Consider the following 26,719-nt stretch of genomic DNA (forward strand, 5'->3'; position numbering starts at 1 on the left):
CTGCCCGATGACTGTAAGAGAGCTACAGCTGTTAGTAAAAGAAGGAGAGCATACTACCCTTGAATTTAAAAGAAAGGTGGCACATCCTGAAAAAATTGTAAAGGAGATAGTGGCTTTCGCCAATACCCGTGGCGGTAATCTTCTTATTGGGGTAAATGACGATGGCAATCTAACCGGTCTTAAGTTTCCTGATGAAGATGCTTATATGCTGGAGCGGGAAATAAACCGGCTTTGCCGGCCTGCCATTGAGTACCAGAGAGAGTACATAGCAATTTCCGATAAAAAAACGATTGTCCGTTATTTTATTCCTGAAAGTTCCCAAAAGCCCCACCATGTGGTGGAAACAGAAGTAGCTTCCACTACAGAAATAAACAATGCCTCCCAATCATTACAGAATAAAAAGGTAAATGGGCAAGTAAAGAAGTCTTCCTCCGTAGCACAGCTCCGTAAACGTGCCTACTTCAGGGTAAATGACCGAAGCATTCAGGCCAGTCGTGAGCTGCGGGAAATTCTTCGCAGGCAACGTAAACAACGAGATATCCGCTTTAGCTGGGGAGAGCGGGAACAGCAGCTGGTACAATACCTGAGCGAACACCAATCCATTACAGTTAAGGAATTTGCCCGGCTGGCTGGTATCCGCCCTTACCAGGCTTCACGCACGCTGGTTCTACTGGTGCTGGGCAATGTTCTCAAAATTATCCCTGCCGAAATAGAGGATAAGTTTGTAATGAAGGAGAACACCTAAGCCAGAAATAAACATTCATTTACATCCAATTCCCTACATGACTCTTGTATCTGTCTAAACTACATCAAAACAAGCTTATTGAATTGGTACATTTAAATAAATTTATTTGACGGAACAAAGGCAGGGTATATGCTCAAAACGTTCTTATCTGGCTACTTCCCCTCCTCGCTAAAGGACTGGGATTACAGCCGCTATGAGGAGAAACTAGCCAATATCAATATTGAAAGGATTCGAAAGTTTTCCCTCATCATTGCTATAGCAGTCATTCTATTTGCAGCAATCCCCGATATACTTATTTTCCTGAGCATTCCTGAGCTTACGGCCGAGCTTTCCATACCTGTTTTAATACTTCAGCTATCGGTAACCCTCTTCATGTTACTCTTTTACTGGATCGCCCCCTCATTCAGTGTAGAAAATAAACCAAAGAGTAAGAATATTTTCATAAATGCCTTTATTTCAATTGTTTTATTACATGCTGCCGGGACTTCCATTGCCACTTACAGCAGTTCTTCCGAGGTATCAGTGTTCTTATTCACTACCGCAGCTTTAATGGTCGGCCTTTACTGGTCCGCACAACAGTTGATTCTTTTACTGGGCACCGCCCATGTCCTTTATTTCTTAGCCCTTTATTTCACTGTTCAGGAAGCTTCCATCTGGTACACTCACCTGCTCGACCACCTGCTGTTTGGAAGCATCTTCTTTTTACTTTCACGTTCTGTCCATGAACTGAAAGCAAGAAACCTTAAAAGCATTGAAAAAATAGAAGCACAGTCGGCCGAGCTCCGCAGCAGCCACACCATGCTGCGCATGACGGAGCACACCCTTAATTCCCTGAACCGAAATATGCAGCAGGGGATTTTCAGGCTCGACCGAAAAAATGGCTTTACCTATGCTAATGATCATTTTGCCCAAATGCTCGGCTACAATTCCGCCAATGAGCTAATAACAGAACAAACTGTTCCCTTCCTCAGCGTTCAGCAACTCGAAGAAATTAGCCGAAAGGTGAATGAGCAGGGTTTTATCGAGGGCATGGAAGTGGAAGTAAGCCGCCGGAATAAAAATAGTAGTACAGAGAAATTCTGGGTCCAGCTAAGCTGCGCTGTGAGGCGTGATGAAAATACAGGAAGCATTTTGTACGAAGGTTCCGCAACAGATATTTCGCACAGAAAAAAAGTACTGCAGGCAGCCCTGGAGAATGCCGCCAAGCTTGAGCAGGCTGAAAAAATTGCCCACACCGGCTTTTATGAAATCAATGTCGGAACAGGGCTGATTACCTATTCGGCCGGTTTATGCAAAATTCTTGGTATTGACGCACCCGCCCCACTTAAACTGCAACAGCACCTGGAGTACATTCATCCTGATGACAGGGAACAGGTACGCAACACCCTGCTGCAGGCTATTACCAGAAACAGTGAATTTACACTGGAGTACCGGGCCATTAGTCATGGCGGCAGTGTTTGCTACCTGAACAGCAAAGCCGGGCTCATCCGCGACGAGAAAGGAAATAAGATTAAAATTTTAGGCACTGTACAGGATGTATCACAGATCCAGCTCAACCGGCAGGCCCTTGCCCTTTCTGAGTCGTATGTCGAAGCCGCTTTTAACAATCCGCGCCATAGTATTTACATCCTCGACCTCGATTACCACCTCCTTGCTTTTAACCATGAAGCTTCCTGGCGGTTGAAGTTGTGGTGGAAAGTAGACTTGAAAAAAGGAATGCATATCCCCGATGTAATTCCTCCTGCTGCGCTCGCTCAGCTAAAACCACACCTTAAACGAGCAGCCAGCGGCGAAAGCAGTTTACTTGAATACAAGGGGATGAATAGTACCGACGAAGAATACTGGACTGAGGTTTACTTTTGCCCGGTAAAAAACAGCCAGGGCGAAGTAAGTGGCATAATGGTAATGGGCAGCAACATTACAGAAAGGAAAATGGATGAAAAACTACTTTCCAACCTTTCGCTGGTCGCCAGCCACACCGATAATGCGGTAATGATTTCCGATGCCGATTTTAGGGTGGAATGGGTAAACGGCGCTTTTGAACGGAGCACAGGATATAATCTGCAGGATATAAAAGGCCATTTTCCTGCAAGCTTTCTGCTCTCAGAAAAAACCAACACTGAAACCATCCGAAGAATAAACAGCTGCCTGCAGGAAGGTAAAAGCTTTAAAGATGAAATTCTGATTTGCGATAAAAGTAAAAAAGATCGCTGGATGTACCTTACCATTAACCCGGTTTTCAACTCAGCAGGTGAGCTGCATAAATTTGTGTCGGTTTATACCAATCTGGATAAGGTAAAGGCTTATGAGCAGCAGTTACAAATAGCCAAAGAAAGAGCAGAATTAGTGGCCGAAAGTAAGGAGAACTTTCTTTCATCTGTTAGTCATGAACTACGAACGCCTCTTAATGCAGTCATTGGTCTTACCCACCATATGCTGGAAAATGAGCCCCGCGAAGACCAGCTCGAAGATTTAAACATCCTAAAATTCTCTGCCGAAAACCTGCTAAACCTCATTAACGATATCCTCGACCTTTCTAAAATAGAAGCAGGAAAAGTTAAAATAGAGAAGGTGCCTTTTAAACCAGAGGATGTCATTAATCGTCTGAAACAGAGCTTCCTGGCACAGGCCGAAGCAAAAGGACTTTCTTTTAGAGTGTACCTGAACGATCATATCCCCGAGCAGCTGCTGGGCGATCCCCACAGGCTCATCCAGATACTGACAAACCTCCTGAGCAATGCCATTAAATTTACCCCTAAAGGAAGTGTTGAGGTGTATCTTTCAGCAGACTTAAGCGGGAATGGAGGTTATGCGCTTACCATCAGCGTAAAAGATACCGGCAGAGGCATTGCACCTGAACAGCTGGACCTGATTTTCGATAAGTTCGAACAGGCTCCTCAGGACCGTGACCAGTATGTTGGCGGCACCGGGCTGGGCCTTTCTATCACCAGGCAGCTTGTAGAGCTTCAGAACGGGGAAATAAGTGTTAACAGCACTCCGGGACAGGGAAGTACCTTTACTGTTACCCTCCCCTATTCGGTGGCACCAGAGTCCGAAACATTACTGCCAGAGCCATCCACTACCGGTTCGGAAGCAGACCTGAGCCGCCTACACCTTTTATTAGTAGAGGATAATAAAATAAACCAGACAGTAGCCGGGAAATTTCTCAAAAGCTGGGGCATTAGCTTCACCCTTGCCGAAAATGGTATGGAAGCAGTGGCCGCTGCAAAGGAAAAAGCCTTTGACCTTATTCTCATGGACCTGCAGCTGCCCCTGATGGATGGCTATGAAGCCAGCCGCCTGATTCGCAGGCTCACACAGCCCGACCATCGCACCACTCCCATTATTGCCGTTACTGCCGGGGGTAAGGGCGGCATTGAGCAGAGAGTGAGGGAGGCTGGCATGAACAGTATGCTTTCCAAGCCTTTTAAGCCAGATGCATTACTAAATAAACTCCGGCAGTACTGCCCCTACCAAAGATTGAACAAGAGCTCCATGAATGAAGGCGGGGCCGGCTTTAACCACACAGTTTCCGGATCCGAGGTAGATTTCTCAGAAATGGAAAGACTTGCCGGCGACGATCCTACTTTTATGCAGGAACTGATAAGGCTTTACATCGAACAGTTCCGCCTGCTCAGGGAGGAAGCCTTAAATGGTTTGAATGCCCAGGATACGGCAGAGCTTCGCAGGATTTTTCATAAAATGAAGCCATCTATAAGTATGCTCAGGCAGGAAAGGATGCTGCAGCTGAGCAGCAAAATTCATCAGCTACTGCACAATGAGTTTGCCGACATCAGCCTTATTAGTGCCTTAAGCCGAGAATTTATAGAAGAAATGGATAGAACCAGTCGAACCCTTCAGAAAGCCCTGGAAAAAAGTAGCCTTACCGTTAAGGAATAAGCGACCATCTTTCAAAACAATTCGGCGGGTTTAAGAATTTTATTAGTATCTACTCTTCACCAAACCCGCTCGTATGACTACAGGAGATGCTACCCGCAAAATTTTCGTTTTAGATACCTCTGTAATTCTGTACGCCCACAATGCCATCATGAACTTTGCCGAACATGATGTAGCCATTCCAATTACCGTACTGGAGGAGCTTGATCAGTTTAAGAAGGGCAACGAAAATAAAAATTTTGAGGCCCGCGAATTCATCCGGATGCTCAACCAGCTTTCCGCCAACCAAATGCTGCACACCTGGATTCCTATCGATAGCCGCAGCGATAAAAAGGGCCACTTTAAGGTGCTCATGGGCTTCGACAGCAAGGTGGATGCCCGGCAGGTGTTTGGTGAAGAAAAAGCCGACCACCGCATACTCAATGCCGCCTTAAAGCTGCAGGAAGAAGAAAACAAGAGCAAGTCGGCCCGCAGAGTGGTGCTCGTAAGCAAGGACATTAATCTACGCTTAAAAGCCAAATCGCTAAACCTGCCTTCTGAAGATTATGAAACCGGGAAGATCAAGAATGTCCAGACGCTTTTCAAGGGTAAAAATGAAGTTTCCCGGATTTCTGTAGAAACGGTAAATAAGCTATACGAAAACGGCAGCTGTGAGGCCAGAGAGGCCTTAAAAAAAAGCAAACCGGTCGACAACAGCTATTACATCCTTAAAAGCAGCAAAAATTCCGTTCTGGCCTACTATAACCCACTGGAACAGCAAATTGAGAAGGTAGAGAAAAAGCAGGTATATGGTATTAAGCCCCGCAATGCCGAGCAGACTTTTGCCATTCATGCCCTGCTCAACCCTAATATTAAGCTGGTAAGTTTGCAGGGTGTAGCCGGTACCGGCAAAACCCTTCTTGCGCTGGCAGGAGCCCTCGAACAAAGAAGCAGCTTTCGGCAAATATACCTGGCCAGGCCCATAGTTCCCCTCAGCAATAAAGACATTGGCTACCTGCCGGGCGACATAAAGTCTAAGCTGAACCCCTACATGGACCCGCTCTGGGATAACCTCAAGTTTATTCAGAACCAGTTCGATGAGTCTGATAAAGATTACCACCGAATAACGGAAATGGTGGAAAAGGAAAAGCTTGTTATTACCCCCCTTGCCTATATCCGTGGCCGAAGCCTCAGCAATATTTTCTTTATTGTGGATGAAGCTCAAAATCTCACGCCCCACGAAGTAAAAACCATTATTACCCGTGCAGGCGAAAATACAAAAATCATCTTTACCGGCGATATTTACCAGATCGATACTCCTTACCTCGACACCCAGAGTAATGGCCTGTCCTACTTAATTGATAAGCTGAAGAATCATCCGCTCTACGCCCATATTACACTCGAAAAAGGAGAACGCTCCGAGCTGGCGAATCTGGCAAATGAGCTGCTCTAATTAAGGCCCAGAAGAAGTCTAATGCTTTCTTCCTTAGCAATTTATCCAAAGCTAAGACACATAAGCATGGTCATATTGCCTCTACCAAGCGTACGCTCTTTCTCAGGCCATACCCGCTAAACCTTTCTTTTTTAACGCCGTTCATTTTATAAAGCAAACACTTAGGTATGAAACTTTTAGACTACGCTACTACCAAAGAACTTATCGGGCAAAAGGTGACCGACAGCCTTGGCAATAACTACGGAACCATCAGGGATATTCTTTTTTCTCCCGGCCACCGGAAGGCTGTTTTAGCAATTATCTCATCCGGAGGCTCCACAGATACCATTGTGCTCCCCTTTCAGGCGTTACGGGTCAATCCCAACACCCGGCATGTAACGGCAGAGCTGAATAAGGAAACGGTAGAGCACGCACCGGAAGTTGATATGAACCGCCTCCACGATGGGGACAGAGAGGAGCTCATCAAAATATATAACTACTACGGTTACGAAAATATCTGGAAGGAAGAAAGCCAGGAAGGCCAGCCCCTGCACCAGAACTACCGGAGCGGCGAAGATGTAGGAGACCACAACCCGGCGGCAGAAGGCTCATACGAGATTACAAAACAATATCCCGGGCCCAAGGGCTCTCACACAGAAGACGAAGTTGACTTTGATAAAATGAAAGGTTTACCAAAAGATAAAAAATAAATTCCTTAACAGCTCAAGGCCTTTTCCAAAGAGCGTGCCGGGGCATATTTCAGAATTTTATCTGCCAAAAATAAACTTTTGAAAAATTTTAGAAACAAAAGCTGGCAAAACAAAGTATATAATATACCAACTTTAGTAAATAAATTGTAAATTAAGACCTGAGGTTAGAACAAAAGCCTTCCCGCTAAAAACTATTGAGTAAAATCCTCTTCACACGAAATAGTATTATTGGGGAAGGCTTTTCTTTTGTCCTTCACCAATTAATACTCAGGTACTGATGCTCCTCCTTTCTCCCTTCCTTTTTTTATACTTCACGATCCATCAGGGCTTCTCTTGCTTTAAAAGTCTTCATCAGAAAGTAAAGAGCAGGCAATATGAGCAGGGACCCAACAATTAAGGCGAGTGCCAGCTGCCGAATAGTTGGAAAAGGTGCTGCCGTATCGAGTAAGCCCAGATAGGAACCATCTGCATAGCGGATTACCACCGGGTATTGCACCCAAAACCAGGCTCCGAGTATAGCAGTAGCCTGAAAGCCTGCCAGGAATCGGGGTAATATAAGCTGCTCCCGCAGAAGACTCCACCACAATACAGGCAAAGACAGGGTGGCCAGCACCATGGCTACGATGGCAGGTGTAGACTGCAGGAACTGTGTAGCCAATGAATAACCGCTGACTTCGGCCGAAAGAAAAACAAAGCCTCCTGCTACCACAGTAGCTAAATTGGCATTCCTTGCCATCCGCAGGAAGTGTTTTCTGATTACTTGATCTTCCGCTTCGCCAATCAGGTATACGGCTGCCAGAAAGGCAAAAAGGCAGCAGGTAAAAATCCCCAGCACAAAACAGAACCAGTTAAGCCAGGGCGCCATAAAGGCATCATAAAAGGAGCCAGGCTCCAGCGGAATTTTTCCCAAGATGAGAGCCCCCATAATTACCCCCAGGAAGAAGGGAGAAATTACACTGGAAAGCTTAAAGATAAAGGAATAATAGTTTTGCGAGCGGTCGATTACTGCATCGTAATGCCGGAATGTAAAAGCAGTACCTCTTAAAACGATTCCCAACAGCAGCACCACCAGAGGAATATGCAGGTAGAGCGAAACCTGGGCATAAATAAGTGGAAAACCCATAAAAAGAATGACCACTACGAGTATGAGCCAAATATGGTTCGCTTCCCACACCGGTGCAATAGCATGTGTAATCGTTTTTCTGGTTTTATTTCCAGCAAAAATTTCAATGATACCTGCCCCAAAGTCGGCTCCACCGAAGAGGACGTAGGCCAGCAGAGAAAGTGCTAAAAAAAGAATGACGAAAAATAGCATACTATTTATTTTTTGTCAGATACTCCGCTTTCACAGAAGGGTACTTTTCTGGCAGGGTAGCAATTTGCCGCCGCATCAGCCACACCAATATAAAGCTTAGCAGGAGATACACCACAGTAAACAAATAAAATGGCACCTCCAGCCCCGGCATAGGCGAAACTGCTTCGCTGGTTCGCATAATCCCGTAGATAATCCATGGCTGCCGCCCTACCTCTGTAACTGTCCAGCCGGCTTCCACAGCGATAAAACCCAGGGGAGTCGCCAGTGCCACCAGCCATAAAAACCAGCGCCGGTTAATTAAATGTTTCCAGCGCCAGCTGAACAACAGAAATAGAAAACCAATCAGGGCCATCAGCATTCCAGTTATCACCATTACCTGGAAGGCAAGATGGGTAATCAGGACGGGGGGCTCCTCATCGTCAGGAATAGCATCAAGTCCTATAACAGGTGCGTCAAAATCGCCATGAGCAAGAAAGCTCAGCATTCCCGGTAGGTGGATGGCATAGTTAACAGTCTTTTTCTCTTCATCCGGAATACCCCCGAGTATAAGTGCTGCAGGTTGTGTCGTTTCGAAGTGGGCTTCCATGGCCGCAAACTTTGCCGGTTGGCGTTCTGCCACATCCTTAGCCGCAATGTCTCCACTCAGCGGTTGCAGTATGGCAGAGACAGCTCCCACAGTAAGGGCAATTTGCATGGCTTTTTTATGGAAAAGGCTGCCAGGCCGGCGCAGGAGTAAAAAGGCATGTAAACCAGCCACGGCAAAACCCGTGGCCACAAAGGCCGCAATAGTCATATGAAGCGCCTGAGAAAACCAGGCATCGTTAAACATCGCCGCCACCGGATCGATATTATAGGCTTTGCCGTTAATCCAGTCGAAACCGGCGGGGGCATTCATCCAGGCATTGGCGGCCACCACAAAAATACCGGAAGCCACTCCGGAAATTCCTACGACTACTCCCGCTCCCCAGTGTACCCATGGGTGCAGCTTATCCCAGCCATACAGAAAGAGCCCTAGTGCAATGGCTTCAATAAAAAAAGCAGTGCCTTCCCAGCTAAATGGCATACCAAATATAGGACCGGCATGCGCCATAAACGTTGGCCAAAGCAAACCTAACTCAAAAGAAAGAACAGTGCCTGAAACAGCCCCAACTGCAAAAAAAATAGCTACGCCAACAGACCAGGCTTTTGTAAGGTCCTTGTACAGCTGCTTACCTGTTTTTAAATATTTAAAGCCGGAAATAGCCATTAGAAAAGGCATGGCCATACCAATACAGGAAAAAATAATGTGAAAGCCGAGCGAAACCGCCATTTGCAGACGTGCAGCCAGTAGATCCTCCATTATCGTGAGGTTAAAAATTTGGTAAATGTTAAAGGAATTGCCCTTCTTTTTACCTTTTAAAGGTACAAGCCAGCGCTGATTTTACCCACACATTTAAGCGAAAGTTTGGAAGAAAAGATTTACCAGAGAAGAGAGAAGAAAAACGCTGGCTTATAAGGGATAATAAGTTATTGAAAGAGGCCGGAACTGAATGCTTCTGCTACTTTCCCCTCAAATTCACTGCCTGATTTCAAAACCACCCGAAGCTTTTGGCTCAATTTCTTCATGTACTACCTCATTTACGATAGCCGCTCCGGGTCCCTGCCTGCACCACTCCAGCAGTTTATCCAGCTTCAGCTCCTCGCCTTCTGCTTCAATAAGAACCGAGCCGTCCTCTTCATTGGCCACCCATCCATTCAGTCCCAGTTCTTTTGCCATTGCCTGAGTGCTGGCACGGTAAAAAACTCCTTGCACCTTGCCTTTTACTTTAATCCGGTATCGTATCATAGTTCTGCCTGTTTCATTATTTCTGTTCCGGAGGATGTGCCGATCCGATCTGCACCGGCTTCGATTAGAGCCACTGCCTGCTCATAGCTTTTAATTCCTCCCGAGGCTTTTATGCCAACATTGCTGGGTAAGATTTCCCGCATCCGGCGAATTACTTCCACTTTTGCCCCTTCGGGGGCAAATCCTGTACTGGTTTTAACGAAATCGACCCCGGCATCGGCACACCAGCGGCAGGCCAGTTCCAGTTCCTGTTCATTCAGGTAGGCTGTTTCAATAATAACTTTTAAGATCCGCTCCTGTTCATGCACCAGTTTGGCACATTTTGCAAACTCTACCTTTACCCAGGGCATTTGTGCCTTTAGAGCCGAAATGTTCATTACCAAATCAATTTCATCAGCACCATCGCGCAGGGCCACTTTTATCTCCTCTACTTTGGTTTCCGTCATATGGTAACCCAGTGGAAAACCAGCCACTGTTACCAGTTGAACATCGCTTTCGCCCAGATCGCGCCGCACCTTCTTTACCCAAAAAGGAGGCACACAAATTCCCTTAAACTGATGCTCCACGGCCTCTGCAGTAAGCTGTTCTATGGCATAAGCATCTACGGTTGTCTTGAGATTCGTATGCTCAATATAGCGTTGTAAATTTTTCATGAATAAGGACAGAAAATATAGAAAAGCTAAACAAGTTAGGCAGATTTATAAAAGTTCAAAACAAAAAAGCAGTACAACCAACGGGTACTGCTTCTAATTAACACGAAAATGGATAAGAGGTTTAATGGACGATACCGCATTCTTTGCAGAACTTACGCTTGCCGACAGGTCTCTTTTTGGGCTTCTTTTTATGACCGAAGTAGCTAAAATCTGAATACTGTGGCTTCTCCGCCATTTTGGCTTCTTTTTCATATCGCTCTGCATTGGCTTCCATCCTGGCTTCATACTCTTTTACTAAATCTGCATGAGTTTTGCCTTTTACTCCGCGCCTACCCCCTTTGCTATTGCTCTGCTCCTTTATAATAGCAGCCGTATTATTACTACCGCTCTCACCCGGTGTGCGGGAAGAGGGGGCTGCCTGCCCATAAGAAGAAGCTCCATGGTTCAGGGCGGGCTTTTTGCTAGAGGCACAGCCCGCCAGCAGAAACACTAATCCGAAAAGGAGAGAAAAGGAATAATTAGAAAATTTCATATACACTGGTTTAAATACACCTGTTTATCTATTAACTCTGTTCCTTCAGGAAAATTGCAAAGGCTGCTGAATAGTTCACTCGCAGGTGGTTTCCAGAAAAACGATTGACCTTCACCAACTTCAAGGATAAACAAAAGCAAAAAAAATCCACCGACAAAAGCCGGTGGATTTTTTAAAGAATGGTGGTTTCTTATAATTTATTTATTCGAGCTATTCGAACCCGAATTTCCTGAGGAGGAACCGGTACCGCCTGTGCTACGGTTAGCGCTACCTCCGCCGGAAGAAGAACTCTTATCGGAACTGGAACCTGTGCTGCCTGTAGCTCCGCTACCGCTACTCCCTTTGGTTGAATTACTGCTGTTGCTATCACTCTTAGAGCTGGTAGAGCCAGCGCCTGTGTTGCCTGTGTTGCTGGTGGAACTTACGTTGCTTCCACTACCTCCCGTACTTCCAGTCGCGGCACTTTCCTTTTGTGTACCAGTACCGCCAGTGCTGGCAGCTGCCGTGGCGGCCTGACTGTTCGTGCTGCTGCTGGCGCTGCGGGCAGCGGTGCTTCCCGGAGTAGCATCACGGTCGGCTGCCGGTGTAGTAGACTTGGTACTTCCGGAAGAGGACTTTTGCTGCTCCATCTTTTCACGACGACGCTCATTCGCTTCTTCCCAGTCCACAAACTGCTGCAGATCGTCTTTTACAGAGCTGTAAACCCATGCAAGGATGGCAAGGTCATCTGTTATACCTATAATCGGAATAAAGTCAGGAACAAGGTCTGCAACTGAAACAAAGTAAACCACCGCCGCAATAATTTTTACGATGGACGTGTACGGAAACTCACGGTAATGTCCGTTGGCATAGGCTTTCATCAGGCGACGCATAGTATCTACTTGCTCGCGGGCATCGTCCTTCATTGCTTTGCGGGCATCTCCATCCTGCAGTTTCGAATAAAGTTGCTGCCCTAAAGACAAGATAAGGTCTTTTTTAGCTACAATAATTAAGGCAACGGCAATAAAGCGCTTAAAGCCTCCTCCTTTTCCTAAGTGGTGCTTGTCCTTTTCATTCCGAAGGGCCATTTTTTTCTTAGGCTCAAGCCGGTTACGGCCGGCCAGGAAAGTAGCTGCAATCGCCTGCATTAAATTAGCACCACGGAGTCGGAGTTCTTCTTTACGGGCATTCGCCATTCCTTTGAACTCCCCCAGCCGCTTATTGGCTAATTTACGAGCCTCCGCATAGTTTTTTTCTAAGTCACGGCGCGTTTGGTTAATTTTCTTTTCTGCATCTTTACGAGAATAGGCATATAGTTTTTCAGCCTCCTTCGTGGAATTTCGCAGCGTACTATCTAACTGCGTGCGGGCTTTCCCATACTTCTTATCAAGCCTTTTGCTTGCAACCTTTAGTCGTTTGGTAGCATCGGTGCGGGTTCCTTCCCACTGCTTGCCCACCTCTGCACTGGTTTCAGCAATTAGCTTATCTAAAATATCCTGTGTTTCGTGTAACGAATTCTTCAGTTGTTCTAAATTACGATCTCTCTTCATATCAAAAAATGTTTATTGGAACCGATTAAAAATACCTGCCAGCAGTTCCGGCTTCCATGGCAAAAAATTACGGAAGAATGGCAGTAAACACCCGGACCTCGGGCTACTCCTATCAACTGACTTTTCGTCAAAAAGTTTTAATTTTTTGACGCTGAATTCCATGAAAACCTGTCCCTGCTAAACTATTTCCTTTATTTGTATATTAAGACGAATACTACCTTATTAGGTTTTAATTCGTTTTTGCATTTTTCAACATTCATTATTTGGCCCGCATTAAACTTTCAAAAGTTCCTCATTGCCCCTCTACAAAGAAGAATAATTGCTAAAGTTGGTGCACCCTCTCCTCCCTTTAATGGCTCTTTATTTTTGATAAAAAAGTGCGAAAATGGATTACAGCAAATGCTACATCTGAAAAAAATCTGATTTTACTTGTGTGGAATACCTAATTAATTGTACTTTGCCATTGCCCGTGTTTCGAAACATTTTCGAAACATTATTTCAGATAATGAAAAACAGGCTAGGGCACTGATTTTTAGTCAGAAGCAATATTTTCCTTTCCAGGAAGCAGGAAATTTTTTTCACAATTTTCCTGACAGGCCTTAATTTTTAATTAAAGGCCAGGAAAAAAAGACTCTATTTTTCATTAGAGTGGCAACCCTGTATTTGTTTTTGAATTATCTGGCTTCATAGTACTTCTTAAACCTGCTTTGTCAGGCTATTTTTCTAATTAAACCTGAAAAAGATGAATGAGCACCCTCACCGCTGGCTTAAATCATTTTCTTTATCTGCTTTGACCTCTTACTGCCTGCAGCACACTTCCACTGTTTTTGAATACGCTAAAAAAGGCCTCGGAGGAGAATATATCAGGCAAATGGCAAGGCAATATGCCCATCAGCACCACCTTCAACTACCACCAGAGAAAAGCCTGAATATGGATTATACCGCTCGCTATGAAGGCTTTGAAGCTTTATTCATTCAGGCCTGGCCCTGCCTTCTGTTAAGCCTGCCCCCGGTATACCTGGCAGCCGTAAGAATAGAAAACCAGTCTCTCTGTCGTGTTTTCAGGATGAACAGTATGGAGCCAGGGCAGCTTTACCTGAATGAACTTACAGCAGAAGAACGTGACGGAAGGCTTATAAATGTACCAACTTATAAGGACGCTTCAGCTCTTATTTTCTCCTACACATTAGGCACACCGTGCTTTACAAACAGAGCAGTAAAAGAGAGCTGGATGGCACAGGAAGCGATTCCAAGGCAACAGTCAGTCATTCATTGACCCTTTTATGTTATGACCATCAGCCCAGGTTTAATTTATCCTGATCTATTTTCCCCGTATACAGAAGTTGAATAGCTAAAAAGTGTTGTAATTATTTTCTCTCCTTGTTGTGTTGAGCAAGAAAAACACAAAATAAGTTATAAAAAAAGCCCCTCAGAATTAACTGAGGGGCCTTCTTAGTAGCGGGAGCAGGACTATTAATTAGCTATCACATTAATCAATGTTTGTTGATTTATTAGTCATAACATGCTTTTAAGTAAGATTAGGCTAAAATGAGATAATACTTTTTCTACTAAAATCTAAAATTTGTTTCCGAATTGTTTCCGAATGTTTCCGGCAGGTGGTATCTTGTATAAAAATCGGAAACACTATGGCTACCTTTCATTTCTACCTCGACAAACCATTTATCGAAAGCCCTGAAGCTAAAGAACAGATTAAAGCTTTAAAGAAGCAGAAAAAGGAAATTCCTGTTTCCCTTTTATCAGACAGCGAAACAGCTATCTATTTATATGTCATAGTAGACCGGAAAACAATTAAGCTCCGCACTCAGGAAAGGATTCTGCCTAAACATTGGAATTTCAACCAGCAAACTGTAAGGAAGAACCATTCCGATTCTGCAAACTTCAATATCCGGCTAAGAGATTTTAAAGATAAGATTGTTAACCTCCATGCTGAACACATGAAAACGGCTGATAATCCTACTCTCGCCAGTATCAGAAAAGCACTACAGAACCACAATGCAGAAAAGAACATAGCTCAAAGGGAAAACACCTTCTTAGAAATATACGATGCCTTCTTAGCCTTCCAGACTGCTAATTTAAAGGCTTTAACTATCAAGAAGTACAACACACTTAAAAAGCATTTGATAGGCTTTGAATCCCATCTCCAAAAAAGCAGCAACCAAAGATTTTTAAACCATAGCTCAGATAATAACTCCATTGAATTTGCAGCCATTGATAAGGACTTCATTTTGGAGTTTAAACGCTACCTCGCTAATGAAAAGGGCCACCTAAACGATACTATGGTTAAGTACATGGAGTGCCTGAAATACTTCCTTAACTGGTCTTTTGACAGGGGAGCGCATAAGAATGAAATATTTAAGGATATTGATGTTAAGCGCACCAAAGACAAAAACGATAAGATTTATTTAACCTCTGAAGAGTTCTATAAAATATATGATCTTGATTTAAGCGAAACCCCAGGCTTAGAACTTGCTAAAGATATGTTCTGCTTTCAAACTCTTACAGGTCAACGAGTTTCGGACATTCAAAATATCAAATGGAGTGACATTGCCACTACTGAGGACGGTAAAGAGTGGAGGCTATATCAAATAAAAGGCTCAAAGGAAAAGAAAATAAACGTTCCTCTTTTTGATGATGCTATTACCATCCTAAACAAGCACGCTTCCAGAGGTACTACAGGCAAGATATTTCCTTACATTTCAAACCCAACTCTTAACAGATATGTAAAGGAAATCGCAGAACTGGCAGGGATTAACAGCGAGGTAAAGATTAGAAGAAACTCCCTTAACACCACAAAGGAGCGCACCGGATTTAAATATGAGTTTGTCACCACTCACACCGCTAGGGTAACATTCGTTACTATTTCACTTGAAAAAGGGATGCGCCCCGAAACAGTAATGGCTATTACAGGCCATGAAGATTACAAAACAATGAAGATATACCAGCAGCTAATTGACAAGGTAAAGAATCAGGAAGCTAAGGCTGTTTGGAATCGCCCTAATATGAAGATTGCTTAATTATAAAAGCAAATACAGCTAAAAGTCACCCTACCTATGTGTCTCTTCTGGCAATCTTAATAAATGATAAGACAGCTTAAATACAAAAAGATAATAACCCAAGAAGTCTAAGGAAACTAATCTGTTTAAGTCAATTCCGTCTTTAAGATTAGCCAACTCCTCAATAGAAATCCACGCAATATCATCAAGAAAAGCAATATACTCTTGATTATCATCACCTATGGTTGGAGGCAAATAAAGAACATTAGAGAACAATTGGCTTTTAACTTGTATAGCTATTTCATTAGCATTTTTAATTTTCGGATCACTGGATAGTTCATCAATGAAATTCTGAAGAGGTATCACCTTAGCAATAATGATATTTTTTTTAACATTCCTCTGATTTCCCTCATCCATGTCACATGTATTTGAGAGAAGTATTGCATCAAAATAACCCTTGGAATACTCACCAGAGATAAAATCAAATACAGGAAACCTTATCTCCCTCACTACATCCCCCTGTAAAAAGAAAGAATAATCTGCGGTTGAATAAAAATCAGAATAAGCTTCGCTCAGATTTTGACTATGAAATTGCTTTAAGCCATTCCTTAATCTATCCTTTTTCTGTTCAGCTAAATCTTCGGGAATTAATCTATCAAGCTCCTCAATATTAAAGGGCATCTACAGTCTATTTTTTAAAGTAGGCTTGGCCTTCCCACTTTTATTTATTGCTCTAACTAGTGCTTCTTTTGCAAGACCATCGATTGGCCTTGCATTTTGAAACAGTCCTTTAGCAAAATTGATAACCGAAGCACTATTAGGCGATAATTCAAATTGCGGCTGAAAATAACCTTTCTGGTTATTTAAAAAGTAAGCTACATTTTCTTTGATAGCATAATTTTTTCCAGCTTCTGATAAAACAAAATATGAGTTTGGGTCTGGATACTCAATTTCACTTTTTTTAATCCTACTATTCATAATAGAAATTGAAGGATTAACATTCTCCACTTTTACATCAAGGTCTACTGCTGTAACAAACATATTATTTGATTTTATCCTTGAAATGGGTTGACGATATTTGAAAAAATGCTTCTTTTGCATGATCGTGTGCATCATTAGAAAGGGTTATCCAATCTTTCTCATTAACAATATTATTAGCAATACAGTTACACTCTAACGTCACTTTCTTTATATGATCAGGCTCGTGAACATTTAATATTGTTTTTAATTGAAGCTGTTTATTAGGAGAAATCCTATAAGTACTGTTAAACATGTGAGACAATTCTTCCCCCTCCCCAAATTGCTCCATATTTGGCAAAAAGGTCAAATATTCATGCAAATGCTCATTTTGACTAATGTCAAAATTATTTATATAGATCATTTGAGCACTTGTAAGCCCCATCCCTAAGCCTAATGAATAATATTTTTCCAAAGAAGGGGCTATCAAATCATTTTTGAAAACATCCCACCCTGGATAATGATTAAGCGTGTGAAAAGAAATATAGTTATTTCCCAATAAAATAGCGTAATTTTCATCCTTATTTTTAAAAACCATTTTAGTTTCACCTTCAAGCACCTGATTAACAGAAGGCTCATTATTCCTAAACTGAAAATTAAACTGCATTGGTTTAATCTCCTGCTTTTTATCAAATCCTAAAGGTAGGCCTTTGATTTTATTATAGTAATCTGCAAAAGAAGTAATGTCCCAGTTGTTTAATTTAGGATCAAACCGAAAAGCACACACGGCTTCTGTAACCTTATGGTTTATAAATTCCATTTGGAAGGATAAAAATTTGTGGTTGCGAAATTATGGATGTTTCCTCAACTAACCTAACAAATATTTTATCAAATATAAAGATAAAGATTTTCTAAACCACCATTGCATCTAAATAAGATTATACCATACATAATAGGTGTATTTCTCTAAAAAACTGTAATAAACCAATAAAATAGCCCTACTGAAGCAAGGCTAATATTTTCATTCCATAACCTTTTAGTGCTTATTCGCTGGCATTCTCATCTCCCGTTAATTCCTTCAACTCATCATTCGGAAAAAATCATTCTGTCATAAGCCGCCAAAAAAATATCACTCCAACAATAAAGTATTCTAGCCCTTCCTTTGCTATCCCATAAAACCTTCAGCTTGTACTGTAGTGCCAACCTTTCAAAACGCTTTAAAATGTATTCTTTCGCCTCAGATAAGGAATAAGCAAAACCGTCAAACTCTATAATATCCCTCTCAAAGTCAAATCTAATTGGCTGTCCTTGAATCTTATGCCCCTTAACATTTAAGCTATTCCGCTTTACCCTGTTTGGCTTCCTTGGCTTCCTTGCTTTCTTCATTAATAAATTTCCTCTCCTTCAGGATTAACAAAAGCAGCTTTTTCCTTCTCACTATAAAGATTTAAAGGGTCGTTAAATAAACCAGATTTAGGCTTACTACTCCCGCCCCATTCTATTCCAGACTTAGGTTTCTTTTTCTTCTGATTGCCATTTATCCAATCCTTTGCTCTATCCCTCTTAGACTTCTTCTTTTGCTCTTCGTTAAATTTTATCTGCTGCTGATAATCTACCCTGTTCCTTGCCTCTCTTGTACTCTGATAAATATTAAAGAGCTGCTCATATCCCCCAGGATTGGAGAGATCAATCCGCACCTTATCAGTAAATACCTGCCCTCCTTGCTTACCGGCACTTACCTTTAGTACCAGCGCATTATTAGCTCCATCCTTACCCTTTTCAAACTCATATCCTAAAATATTTAGGCTCCCTATCTTACCACCAATAAGCGTGGATGCGGCTTTATGGGCTGCCTCTCCTACTTCTAATTGGCCTCCATCTGCACCAAATGCATGCTGAATATTACGGATAATTTTGTTAGTGATGTTGTAGTCCTCCTTGTAAGAATACTCTCCAGAGCCTCCATTGCTACCGTTTCCACCAACACTCCCTTGCCTATCAACCTTCTGCTCTATCCCCAGCTGGCCATTTACAATCTTTTCGTACGCATCAATATAGTTCTCAGCCTTGCCTTTCTTTACCATGGCATCCATAGCAGGGCCAAGTACAGAATGCTGACGTGCCCTGCCTATTGCTTCATTACTTGTGTCTAATTGGATAGACCCATCCGGAGCGTAAAGAGAAGGTTTGCCGTTTCTGTCGTAGTGAACCTTTATTAAGCCATTCGCTTTATTTGCAATTTCATCGTATCGACCATTACCCAACTCCTTCACCTCTTCTAGTGTAGTTTCAGCAAGGGTTTTAGCGTAATTATCAGCGACTACCGGAAGGTTATACAGTACATCAGCATCCTTTTTAATCTTATCCAGAATATACTTTTCATTGTACTTAGTAAAATCAAAGTTACCCTCTTCATCTACAGGCACATCAACCAGGGCAGTGCGCAAACCATTTAGATTATAGATTCCGTCCTTATCTTTCTCTGCTTGCTCAAGTATACTTTGTGAGTAGTTATAAGCGGTTTCTATCTGCTCCCATTCATTCCGGAAACTCTGTAACTGCTTCTCCAGATTTTGCTTAACATTTAACGGAATAGACTGCCCCTTTGCGCTATACTGTAGGTTCGCTTGGTTCCATGTTTCACGGAGGTTATTCAGAATAGCATTCTTATACTGGTTCCGTTGGGTATCGAGGCCATTAAATTTCTCTTTAAACAACTCCTCCCCGAATGCCTGATTGCCTTCAACAGCATTTTGTCGTGCTTCGGCTTCCTTTTGCTTTCTAAGCTTTTCCTCTTGTAACTGCTGAGTATACACCCCTAAAGCAGGACGAGCTAAACCAGTAATTGGAGTAGCTAAGCCAAGGTTTCCTTCACCAAATGATATTCCTTTAGAATCTTCCATATTTAGAATTGGTTGTTATAACCGTTTACTCTTTTTAGTAAGTTTGAAATTAACATTGCTTCGCTGTTATTTACCATATCACTAAGCGTATACCCAACAGGAGCCGGAGCAGCAGGAAGATGAGTAACTTCTTTTTGCTGTGGCTGTCCTTGCTTCATTTGAGCGTAAGCAGAATAGTTTGCGGCTGCATCTGAAAGGGTTTGTAATCCACCACCAAACAAGGCTGATTTCGTTTGTATTGCGTTCTGGTACGGTTCAGCTTCATTGTACTGGAAAGCCCTCTGTTGCTCTCCGGCTAAAGCACCAAGCGATTGCATGTGTACCGCTTTCCTTCTCGCCTTATCCTGCATGTTCATTCTCACTAAATCTGAAAGAGAACGATTCTGCATTCCCTGTATGCCTCCTACCGAGTTCAATATATCGCCTGAGCTTTGGGCAGTCTTGGTTACATTCTGTAATGCGTTGGCTGCACTCTGCTGAATCCCCTGCTGCGCCTGAGCGTACCCAGGCATAAGGCTTGCATTTGATTCCCTTTCAGCAGTCTGTTCAGCTTCTACGATTGCAGCAGCAGGTTTATATTCAGGTCTTTTAGGTGTTTTAGTCAAGGCACCACCAGCCATTTGAGCTAAACCGATACCGCCCTGAGCTAAAGATATAATAGTAATAGGGTCCATAAATCAATGATTATTATACCTTGAATTTACGAAGAAAAGCCCGTTTTAGCCCTGCATCATGCCTCTTGACGGTTCGGCTATAAGTGGAGAAAAAATCTACTTATGTCTAGCTTGAAAAGTGGGTTTTTATGCTTATGTTTGAAATGCACGAATTATCATAAGTATTAACCTTTAAAAGTAAAGCAGAACAGAGCTAAGATACGACCTGAAAAAAAATACAGCCGGGGAGATTAGGTGAGAGTCCTAAAGGTCTTATCATGTTCTGCATGATAGTTCGTGCAACCACCCCGGCCATTTCTTAGCAATTTCCAAAATCTTTTATCATGCACGAACTAAAAGACCGAAACACCAGCAATGTCTTATTTGCTGAAGAATCTTCCCACACTACCAACGTAAGGCACCTATTACCAACCGATCAGCAACTTCTAAACCTAGTTGATGGCTTTTTTGATATTGGAAAGGCATCCGGCACAATTGAAACACTCCACTTTCTTTTAAATAGCTGGATCGAGTCTGATGAATTTAAGGAATATCAAAAGAGTACAGTGGAAAACACTGTATTTGAGATCAACAACCTTGTCCTCTTTATTGTCAGACTCCAAGAGCAACGTACAAAGCTCCAGGCGAACAAGTAAACAACACATTGTTTTCTACCTCCTTAACACCTGGGCTTGTCTCATTTTTGGGGTGTTACTTTTTCCTTTGTACTTTCTCTATTCCCCTACTATCATTCAACCATCTTAAACATTCGCTGTAAATATAGGTACAGGGCTTTCCTGCTATGTAGGGCATTCCTTGTTGGCGGTACGCTGCAATAGTGGGCGGCTTCTTTTTCAGCCTCTTACATAATTCATCTAAATGGATAGGTTCGTTTTCATCCTCATACATTTTCTGCTTCTTCTCCTCTCCTCCCTTTAAAGCTTTCACGAATCTCTCAAACTTCATTACCAAAGCATCCACATCATCTTCGTCTTTTAAATCAAATACTATCACATTCTTTGCCATTTTTCTTGCTGTTAATATATTTAACGATATTTTATTATATCACTAAATAAATTAATAAAAGTCGTTTAAACAAGTGCTATGTTAGAATCTTAAGCCAAATACCTCACCCTAAGCTAAAAAGCAGCATAAGTACAATTAACATTATTATATAGCATCATATAATTTGAACGGTGTAGGTACAAACATGAAGTAACACCCTATAGCATTCACCATAAAGTATCAATATCTAAAATACCCCTCTTTTACCCGTACCTGCAACATCTCCACCATTCATACAGCAACTACAAAAACCGCTATTCTGAAATTCTGGAGCAACAAAAGAAGGTTTGGCAATCCATCATTCAAGGTTGTTCCTCTATTAATGTCAGATATACCCCTGAATGACGGGCTAATTATCTACCCAACCAGGAAGAGTTAAGGAAAAGAGGGCTGCTTTATTAATAAACTTGCTGGAAATGTTAACCACCTTCTATAAGAAGAGTGCAATATCTACGACAGGAGCAAAAACAATCGCAACTCCCTTTTAGAAAATTTCCTTCTCCTAATACAACCTTTCCAACTACATACCGTCTTACCTATATGATGATTATTTTTTAACCTCACCCGAAAAATTTTTTAGACTAACAACAGCCTAACTGACAGTAAAATGTTGGTTGGGCTTTTTTATTTTATCAGTGTTGATAGCATCTACCATTTGCAGAAGTAGTCTTACGCTTGCACCTATTCCCCGCCTTAGTTGTTCCGGAGCATTGCACGGAAGTTGTTGATTTTTGACTACTCTTCCGATAATCAATTTCCGCAGGCACTATCCTAGGAGTAGTTGTTACATTGGTTGAATCACTAGAGCTTAACTTAGACGGCTTACAAACTTTGCACGGTTCATAACTTTTAACTGCCTCTGATAAATCAACAGCCTTGCCACTTGTCTTAATGTACCTACAAGAAGCAGTATGATACTTTTCGCCAGTGCGGGTAATATAAACCTTTTTACTTTCGGCGGATTGCGCCTGTACTGGTTGAACTACTGCAAAAAAATATAGTAGAACCAGAGGGAGAAGAGAGAAATACTTTTTCATGGATTTATCTTTTTATTGTAATAAATCCAAAAAAAATATGATTCACAATAGAAGGCTCAATTATTATGGATGGGGAGCCTGTGCCATGCATTCAAAATGCAGCTAGCTTGCTTCCATAGCCATCAACAAGCCACTTTCATTCCCTCCCCTATACTTTGTACCGCCTCAGAAAAATAATGGCTTAAATTCTGTATTGGGAAGCAAGTTTTAAAATTGCTGTGTGTTTGACGTTGGGAAGCTACTATACTATACTGAGCAATGTACCCTAAGAAAAGAACGCTTTTATATTTAGGGGGTACTACCTTTTCTATAAAAAAGGGAATTCAAATCAATTCATTAAACTTTCTGCCTGCTCCGAAGCTACTGAACTAATCTTTTCATCAAGCTCTCTTATTAGTTCATGCCTATCTCCTAACTGTATTTGCTCAAGTCTTTTAGCAAGGTCATTCCTTAAACGGCTATAGTATTGGGCCTTGTCAAACCTGCCATGCCTTCGTATCTCTTCCGGTAGCTTCATAATTGCCTCCACCCCATAGTCCTTAGCCATTACCGCCAGGAAGTAGTTATAAATATCGTTGGGCTTTTTAATCATTGAGAAGTCTTTCATAAGTGCATCAAGCTTTTTTATTCCGGTGTAATCCTTGCTCCATCTGTTAATACTCTGCCTGTGAAACTGCCTATCCTTTAGCAGTCCAACATTTACAGAGCCTTTGTAATATATCTTAGGCTTTAAAATGCTACTCTCATACCTGAGCAGCTTTTCATTCCGGTAGTCCTTCAGGTTTGGATCATTAGCTGCTTGCAACTCTTCTGCCTTACTGTAGAATAACAGCTTTTGCCTCTGGTTCCTCTTATTCTTCGCCTTGCTGTTATAGTAAAGGGAGGATTCATTAAAGAGCATTCTATTGAAAAAAGGCTTATCCCCTAAATAGGAAAAGTAATCTGTTTCCGGATTATTAACCGCTAAAGTTGCTGCATAGTCTACCCGCCTTACCTTTGCCTCTTCCAATGACTTAGGGCAAATTCTCAGTTCATCACTCAGCTTTTCAAAGGCTAAAAGAACGTCCTGGTAATTGGACGTCCTTATATTATTGCCTTTAAGATATTTGGGTAAACTACCCTCCAAGAATAATCCATGCTCCTTAACTGTTACCTTCATGTTTAAAAGGGTTCCTTTTACGGCTACGCCTCCCCTCTCTGGTTGGTATTCTCTAAGATTGGTTAGGTAGTTGGGAATCTCAGCCAGCAGATCAACACTGTTTAGCTCAGACTGTGGCAGGTATAAGTTTACACTATCTATCATTTTACATTTCACAAAATTTGTGAAGAATAAGAGTTATTATATAAGGAGGTTATAAATCCCTCCTGCATATTCCGTTCTTAGCAAAGTCAATCATAGGCTCACCAAATCGGTTATTTCCGTAATGGTTATTAATCCCCTCTATCAACTGGAGGATTATAAACTGCTTATCTAATACTGAAAGCTGCTCTCTGTTCTTATTTTCCATCCTCTTTCGGTTTTGTCATCCCATTAAAACGTTCCAATGCCTTATCTCTGTCTCTTGTTATAGACCATGCCCACCGTCCGAAATCGCTATTACCTGGAAACACTTCCATTAACACTTTTTCCGTAGTCCTTGGGTTTAGTTTCCTGTATTCCTTCTTTACATAAAAGACCTCATGTGCAATAACATATGATGCAAAGTTCTTGTAACTCTGAGCATACAGAGCTTTGGTTTCATCTCTTGCTATAAGGGTATAAAGAAAGCTGTTTCTGATAATTTCCTTTGCTAATGGGATATAGCTTTCCTGTTCCCCATTTTCATGTAGGTTGATATTTTCCATTATTTCCAGTGGTTTTTGGTGGAGAGATTAAGACTTTACAACTGCAAGAACTTCTTGATAATCAAAATAGGTACTACGCCCCATCTTGTGAGCCTTTATAAGCTTCCTTTTACGCCATGCGTAAATAGTTGCTAAAGACTTATCAAGCTTTTTAGCAAGTTGCTTAGGTGTAAGTAAATTGGATTGCCCTTCTTCGGGGAATGAATCTTGGCAGTTTGTTCCTTTCGTGTTCAGTTGGCGTACTTCTGAAACTAAAGATTCTACCTGTGAAATGAGGTTGCTAAATTCCTTGGAATCCAGCATAACAAAGGAGTTTTCTCTTAGCATAAATATAAATTTAAAAACAAAAACACTTGTCAATCAGGAAGCCAAGAATCCAATGATTTAGGATTTATAGCCTCAAGGCCGTAGCCCATATTTATGAGCCACGAAACGTTTTTAATTATTTATATTTATTAAGATTAAGACAAAGGTAATATACATTCCTCTACCTATGCAAGTTTCGGCTTTTTAGTTCTGGCAACCTACAGTCGGTTTTTGTCTGTTTTATTTGATTAGACAAAATAGAGCAGTATTTTAGTGGAACGAATGTATAGGTTTTGAAATAAAGAAAAGCACATGCCCCAATGTCCTGAGTGCGAAAATTATGATAGTGTAATAAAATTCGGCAAATCCAGAGGGAAGCAGAGATACTTTTGTACTACAGAGTGGTGCAATAAGGGAACATTTACCACTACTAATGAATATAAATCAAGCGGTGCTGGAAAGTGGTATTCCGCATTGTTCAAGATTCAAACTTGCAATAAGTATAGGAATATGGCTAAGGACGGGATTTCATTAAGGAAGGCAGCTAAAATCCTTGGAATAAGCCACACTTCACTATCTAGATGGGAAGCAGATTATGAGGAAATAAGATCGAAACTATCCGGAAGGGAAGCACTTGATTTGTGGGAGTCTGAAAGAAATGAAAAGCCGTAAATCAATAGCAAATCTCTAAATGTTTCCGAACTGTTTCCGAAAGCATAAAAAAAGCCCCTCAGTTTTACCTGAAGGGCTTAAATAGTAGCGGGAGCAGGACTCGAACCTGCGACCTTCGGGTTATGAGCCCGACGAGCTACCAACTGCTCCATCCCGCGATGTATATTTTTAACAAACTTCCCAACCGAAAAGTTGTGTTAGAATCAAATTATTTAAAGCCTTTTGCCTTAATGCGATACAAAGGTAGGGCATTATTTTAGAAAAACAAATACCTTTGCCTAAATTATTAGACAGTAATGACGGAAAAAGACGATACCCCTCACAGCAACGGCCTTATAACACCCGAAAATACCCCCCCCCACCATAAGGCCGGCTTTGTAAGCATCATTGGCAAGCCTAATGTCGGAAAATCAACCCTCATGAACCAGATGGTAGGTGAGCGGCTCTCTATTATTACAAGCAAAGCGCAAACTACCCGCCATCGCATTATGGGCATTCTCAACGGCCCCGATTACCAGGTAGTATATTCCGACACACCCGGTATTATTCAGCCAAAATATGAACTGCACCGTAGCATGATGCGCTTCGTGCACAGCTCGCTGGAAGATGCGGACATCATCCTTTTTGTTACCGACCTCTTCGAAGAGTATGATGAAGATGAGGTGGTACAGAAATTACAGCATGTGCAGGTACCCGTGCTGCTGCTCATTAATAAGATAGACCTCGACAAAGACCAGAAGCTGGAAGAAAAAACTGCCTATTGGCAGGAGAAAATGCCGGGCCGAAAAATTATTCCAATCTCTGCACTCGAAGGAAAAAACATTGGCGAAGTGTTCGACATCATTCTGGAAACCATTCCGCAGCATCCGCCTTATTTTCCTAAAGATGAATTGAGCGATAAGCCGGAACGCTTTTTTGCCGCTGAAATTATACGCGAAAAAATATTTCAAAATTATAAAAAGGAAGTCCCTTATAGCACGGAAGTCGCCATTATGGAATTTAAGGAAGAAGAAAACATCATCCGGATGAGGGCAGAAATATACGTGGAGCGCAAGACCCAAAAAGGCATTATTATTGGCAAAGGAGGCGAGGCCCTTAAAAAAACAGGTATGGAGGCACGCCAGGCCATGGAATCTTTTTTTGGCAAACAGGTATACCTTGAAACCTTCGTAAAAATACAGCCCGACTGGCGCAAACATAACACTCAGCTGAACCGCTTTGGGTATAACAGTTAAAAAGTAGAGGAAGGCATTCGATAAGTGTTTCAGCAAATAGAATTGGCGAACCTCTAAACAAAAAATAGCTGCAGTTCTTCAGAAAAAGGAAACTTCTTAACCTTTTCACGACACAGCTATTATGAATTAAAAAAGCATTACTTTTGCAAAAAAATTAAACAATTGAGTGGTTAAGTGAAATGTAAAGAGATAATCTCCATACTTAATAACCGCAGGGAAGAACCGCTCAGGACTCAAGATTATTAAATGGCAAATATTGTAGCAATAGTAGGCAGGCCAAACGTTGGGAAATCTACCTTATTTAATCGCCTGGTAGAAAGACGACAGGCAATCATGAACGATGAATCGGGGGTTACCCGCGACCGCCACTATGGATATGCCGAGTGGGTGGGCAAGCATTTTACCGTTATCGATA

The 26,719-nt window shown here is 42.0% G+C and carries 26 protein-coding genes, 1 tRNA gene and 1 pseudogene; 11 read left to right on the plus strand and 17 right to left on the minus strand.

From position 1 onward, the window contains the following. The first annotated feature begins 7 nt into the window (after positions 1-7). The 4 genes from F752_RS0108170 to F752_RS0108185 all read left to right on the plus strand — a co-directional run bounded on the left by F752_RS0108170 (position 8) and on the right by F752_RS0108185 (position 6,763). Positions 8-745 carry an AlbA family DNA-binding domain-containing protein gene (locus F752_RS0108170; RefSeq protein ID WP_017731243.1) on the plus strand — a complete coding sequence of 246 codons (738 nt, stop codon included), beginning with the start codon at positions 8-10 and terminating at the stop codon, positions 743-745. Between the two features lie 129 nt (positions 746-874). Then, positions 875-4,645 (plus strand): PAS domain S-box protein, encoded by a 3,771-nt coding sequence (locus tag F752_RS25280; protein ID WP_017731244.1) that lies wholly within the window; start codon positions 875-877, stop codon positions 4,643-4,645. 73 nt (positions 4,646-4,718) lie between these two features. Beyond that, positions 4,719-6,074 (plus strand): PhoH family protein, encoded by a 1,356-nt coding sequence (locus F752_RS0108180; protein WP_017731245.1) that lies wholly within the window; start codon positions 4,719-4,721, stop codon positions 6,072-6,074. 167 nt (positions 6,075-6,241) lie between these two features. After that, positions 6,242-6,763 carry a PRC-barrel domain-containing protein gene (locus tag F752_RS0108185; protein ID WP_017731246.1) on the plus strand — a complete coding sequence of 174 codons (522 nt, stop codon included), beginning with the start codon at positions 6,242-6,244 and terminating at the stop codon, positions 6,761-6,763. Between the two features lie 304 nt (positions 6,764-7,067). On the opposite strand, the gene F752_RS0108190 is transcribed toward F752_RS0108185, so the two are convergent. The 6 genes from F752_RS0108190 to F752_RS25285 all read right to left on the minus strand — a co-directional run bounded on the left by F752_RS0108190 (position 7,068) and on the right by F752_RS25285 (position 12,617). After that, positions 7,068-8,078 carry a cytochrome d ubiquinol oxidase subunit II gene (locus F752_RS0108190; protein ID WP_017731247.1) on the minus strand — a complete coding sequence of 337 codons (1,011 nt, stop codon included), beginning with the start codon at positions 8,076-8,078 and terminating at the stop codon, positions 7,068-7,070. A 1-nt stretch (position 8,079) separates the two neighbouring features. After that, positions 8,080-9,417, minus strand: coding sequence for a cytochrome ubiquinol oxidase subunit I (locus tag F752_RS0108195; protein ID WP_017731248.1), 1,338 nt, complete (start codon positions 9,415-9,417; stop codon positions 8,080-8,082). Between the two features lie 216 nt (positions 9,418-9,633). Further along, on the minus strand, positions 9,634-9,903 hold the full coding sequence (locus F752_RS0108200; protein ID WP_017731249.1) for an acylphosphatase: 270 nt from the start codon (positions 9,901-9,903) through the stop codon (positions 9,634-9,636). Then, positions 9,900-10,556, minus strand: coding sequence for a deoxyribose-phosphate aldolase (deoC, locus tag F752_RS0108205; RefSeq protein ID WP_017731250.1), 657 nt, complete (start codon positions 10,554-10,556; stop codon positions 9,900-9,902). The genes F752_RS0108200 and deoC overlap by 4 nt, the downstream gene beginning before the upstream one ends. A 121-nt stretch (positions 10,557-10,677) precedes the next feature. Further along, on the minus strand, positions 10,678-11,088 hold the full coding sequence (locus F752_RS0108210) for a hypothetical protein (protein WP_017731251.1): 411 nt from the start codon (positions 11,086-11,088) through the stop codon (positions 10,678-10,680). Between the two features lie 197 nt (positions 11,089-11,285). After that, the gene (locus tag F752_RS25285) at positions 11,286-12,617 is read right to left on the minus strand and encodes a YkvA family protein (RefSeq protein ID WP_017731252.1); all 1,332 of its coding nucleotides are present in this window, start codon (positions 12,615-12,617) and stop codon (positions 11,286-11,288) included. Positions 12,618-13,359: 742 nt separating this feature from the next. Here F752_RS25285 and F752_RS0108225 point away from each other — a divergent pair. From F752_RS0108225 to F752_RS0108230, 3 genes and pseudogenes are all read left to right on the plus strand, one after another. After that, the gene (locus F752_RS0108225; RefSeq protein ID WP_017731254.1) at positions 13,360-13,893 is read left to right on the plus strand and encodes a hypothetical protein; all 534 of its coding nucleotides are present in this window, start codon (positions 13,360-13,362) and stop codon (positions 13,891-13,893) included. A 370-nt stretch (positions 13,894-14,263) separates the two neighbouring features. After that, positions 14,264-14,557 (plus strand): annotated as a pseudogene (locus F752_RS26970) (Arm DNA-binding domain-containing protein); the annotation flags it as partial. Between the two features lie 15 nt (positions 14,558-14,572). Further along, a complete protein-coding gene (locus tag F752_RS0108230) occupies positions 14,573-15,652 on the plus strand; it encodes a site-specific integrase (protein ID WP_160164096.1) in 1,080 nt (359 codons plus the stop codon). 30 nt (positions 15,653-15,682) lie between these two features. On the opposite strand, the gene F752_RS0108235 is transcribed toward F752_RS0108230, so the two are convergent. The 6 genes from F752_RS0108235 to F752_RS0108260 form a co-directional block, all read right to left on the minus strand. After that, a complete protein-coding gene (locus F752_RS0108235) occupies positions 15,683-16,312 on the minus strand; it encodes a hypothetical protein (RefSeq protein ID WP_017731256.1) in 630 nt (209 codons plus the stop codon). Continuing rightward, complete coding sequence (locus tag F752_RS0108240; protein ID WP_017731257.1) at positions 16,313-16,672, minus strand: hypothetical protein; 360 nt, start codon at positions 16,670-16,672, stop codon at positions 16,313-16,315. It abuts the gene before it with no gap. Between the two features lies 1 nt (position 16,673). After that, on the minus strand, positions 16,674-17,408 hold the full coding sequence (locus tag F752_RS0108245; RefSeq protein ID WP_017731258.1) for a TIGR04255 family protein: 735 nt from the start codon (positions 17,406-17,408) through the stop codon (positions 16,674-16,676). A 266-nt stretch (positions 17,409-17,674) separates the two neighbouring features. After that, on the minus strand, positions 17,675-17,974 hold the full coding sequence (locus tag F752_RS0108250) for a hypothetical protein (protein ID WP_017731259.1): 300 nt from the start codon (positions 17,972-17,974) through the stop codon (positions 17,675-17,677). Continuing rightward, positions 17,974-19,491, minus strand: a complete 1,518-nt coding sequence (locus F752_RS0108255; RefSeq protein ID WP_017731260.1) for a hypothetical protein — start codon at positions 19,489-19,491, stop codon at positions 17,974-17,976. Before F752_RS0108255 ends, F752_RS0108250 begins: the two co-directional genes overlap by 1 nt. A 2-nt stretch (positions 19,492-19,493) precedes the next feature. Then, positions 19,494-20,165, minus strand: coding sequence for a hypothetical protein (locus F752_RS0108260; protein WP_017731261.1), 672 nt, complete (start codon positions 20,163-20,165; stop codon positions 19,494-19,496). Between the two features lie 323 nt (positions 20,166-20,488). Between F752_RS0108260 and F752_RS0108265 the strand changes: the two genes are divergently transcribed. Then, a complete protein-coding gene (locus F752_RS0108265; RefSeq protein ID WP_017731262.1) occupies positions 20,489-20,800 on the plus strand; it encodes a hypothetical protein in 312 nt (103 codons plus the stop codon). Positions 20,801-20,855: 55 nt separating this feature from the next. Here F752_RS0108265 and F752_RS0108270 read toward each other — a convergent pair whose 3' ends face one another. The 4 genes from F752_RS0108270 to F752_RS0108290 all read right to left on the minus strand — a co-directional run bounded on the left by F752_RS0108270 (position 20,856) and on the right by F752_RS0108290 (position 24,418). Beyond that, positions 20,856-21,170: a hypothetical protein gene (locus F752_RS0108270; RefSeq protein WP_017731263.1), complete on the minus strand. Its 315-nt coding sequence runs from the start codon at positions 21,168-21,170 to the stop codon at positions 20,856-20,858. Positions 21,171-22,574: 1,404 nt separating this feature from the next. Continuing rightward, positions 22,575-23,561, minus strand: coding sequence for a phage/plasmid replication domain-containing protein (locus F752_RS0108275; protein ID WP_152425071.1), 987 nt, complete (start codon positions 23,559-23,561; stop codon positions 22,575-22,577). Positions 23,562-23,743: 182 nt separating this feature from the next. Then, a complete protein-coding gene (locus F752_RS0108285; RefSeq protein WP_017731266.1) occupies positions 23,744-24,091 on the minus strand; it encodes a hypothetical protein in 348 nt (115 codons plus the stop codon). 27 nt (positions 24,092-24,118) lie between these two features. Then, positions 24,119-24,418: a helix-turn-helix domain-containing protein gene (locus F752_RS0108290; RefSeq protein WP_081604532.1), complete on the minus strand. Its 300-nt coding sequence runs from the start codon at positions 24,416-24,418 to the stop codon at positions 24,119-24,121. 291 nt (positions 24,419-24,709) lie between these two features. Between F752_RS0108290 and F752_RS0108295 the strand changes: the two genes are divergently transcribed. Then, complete coding sequence (locus tag F752_RS0108295) at positions 24,710-25,069, plus strand: helix-turn-helix domain-containing protein (RefSeq protein ID WP_017731268.1); 360 nt, start codon at positions 24,710-24,712, stop codon at positions 25,067-25,069. Positions 25,070-25,154: 85 nt separating this feature from the next. Here the strand turns inward: F752_RS0108295 and F752_RS0108300 are convergent. Further along, positions 25,155-25,227 (minus strand) — tRNA-Met (locus tag F752_RS0108300). A gap of 138 nt (positions 25,228-25,365) precedes the next feature. Between F752_RS0108300 and era the strand changes: the two genes are divergently transcribed. Next, the gene (gene era / locus F752_RS0108305) at positions 25,366-26,304 is read left to right on the plus strand and encodes a GTPase Era (RefSeq protein WP_017731269.1); all 939 of its coding nucleotides are present in this window, start codon (positions 25,366-25,368) and stop codon (positions 26,302-26,304) included. 246 nt (positions 26,305-26,550) lie between these two features. Next, positions 26,551-26,719 (plus strand): GTPase (locus F752_RS25765; protein ID WP_174293625.1); only part of this gene is annotated, 169 nt, incomplete at its 3' end.

The sequence above is a fragment of the Nafulsella turpanensis ZLM-10 genome, from assembly GCF_000346615.1.
GTDB lineage: Bacteria > Bacteroidota > Bacteroidia > Cytophagales > Cyclobacteriaceae > Nafulsella > Nafulsella turpanensis.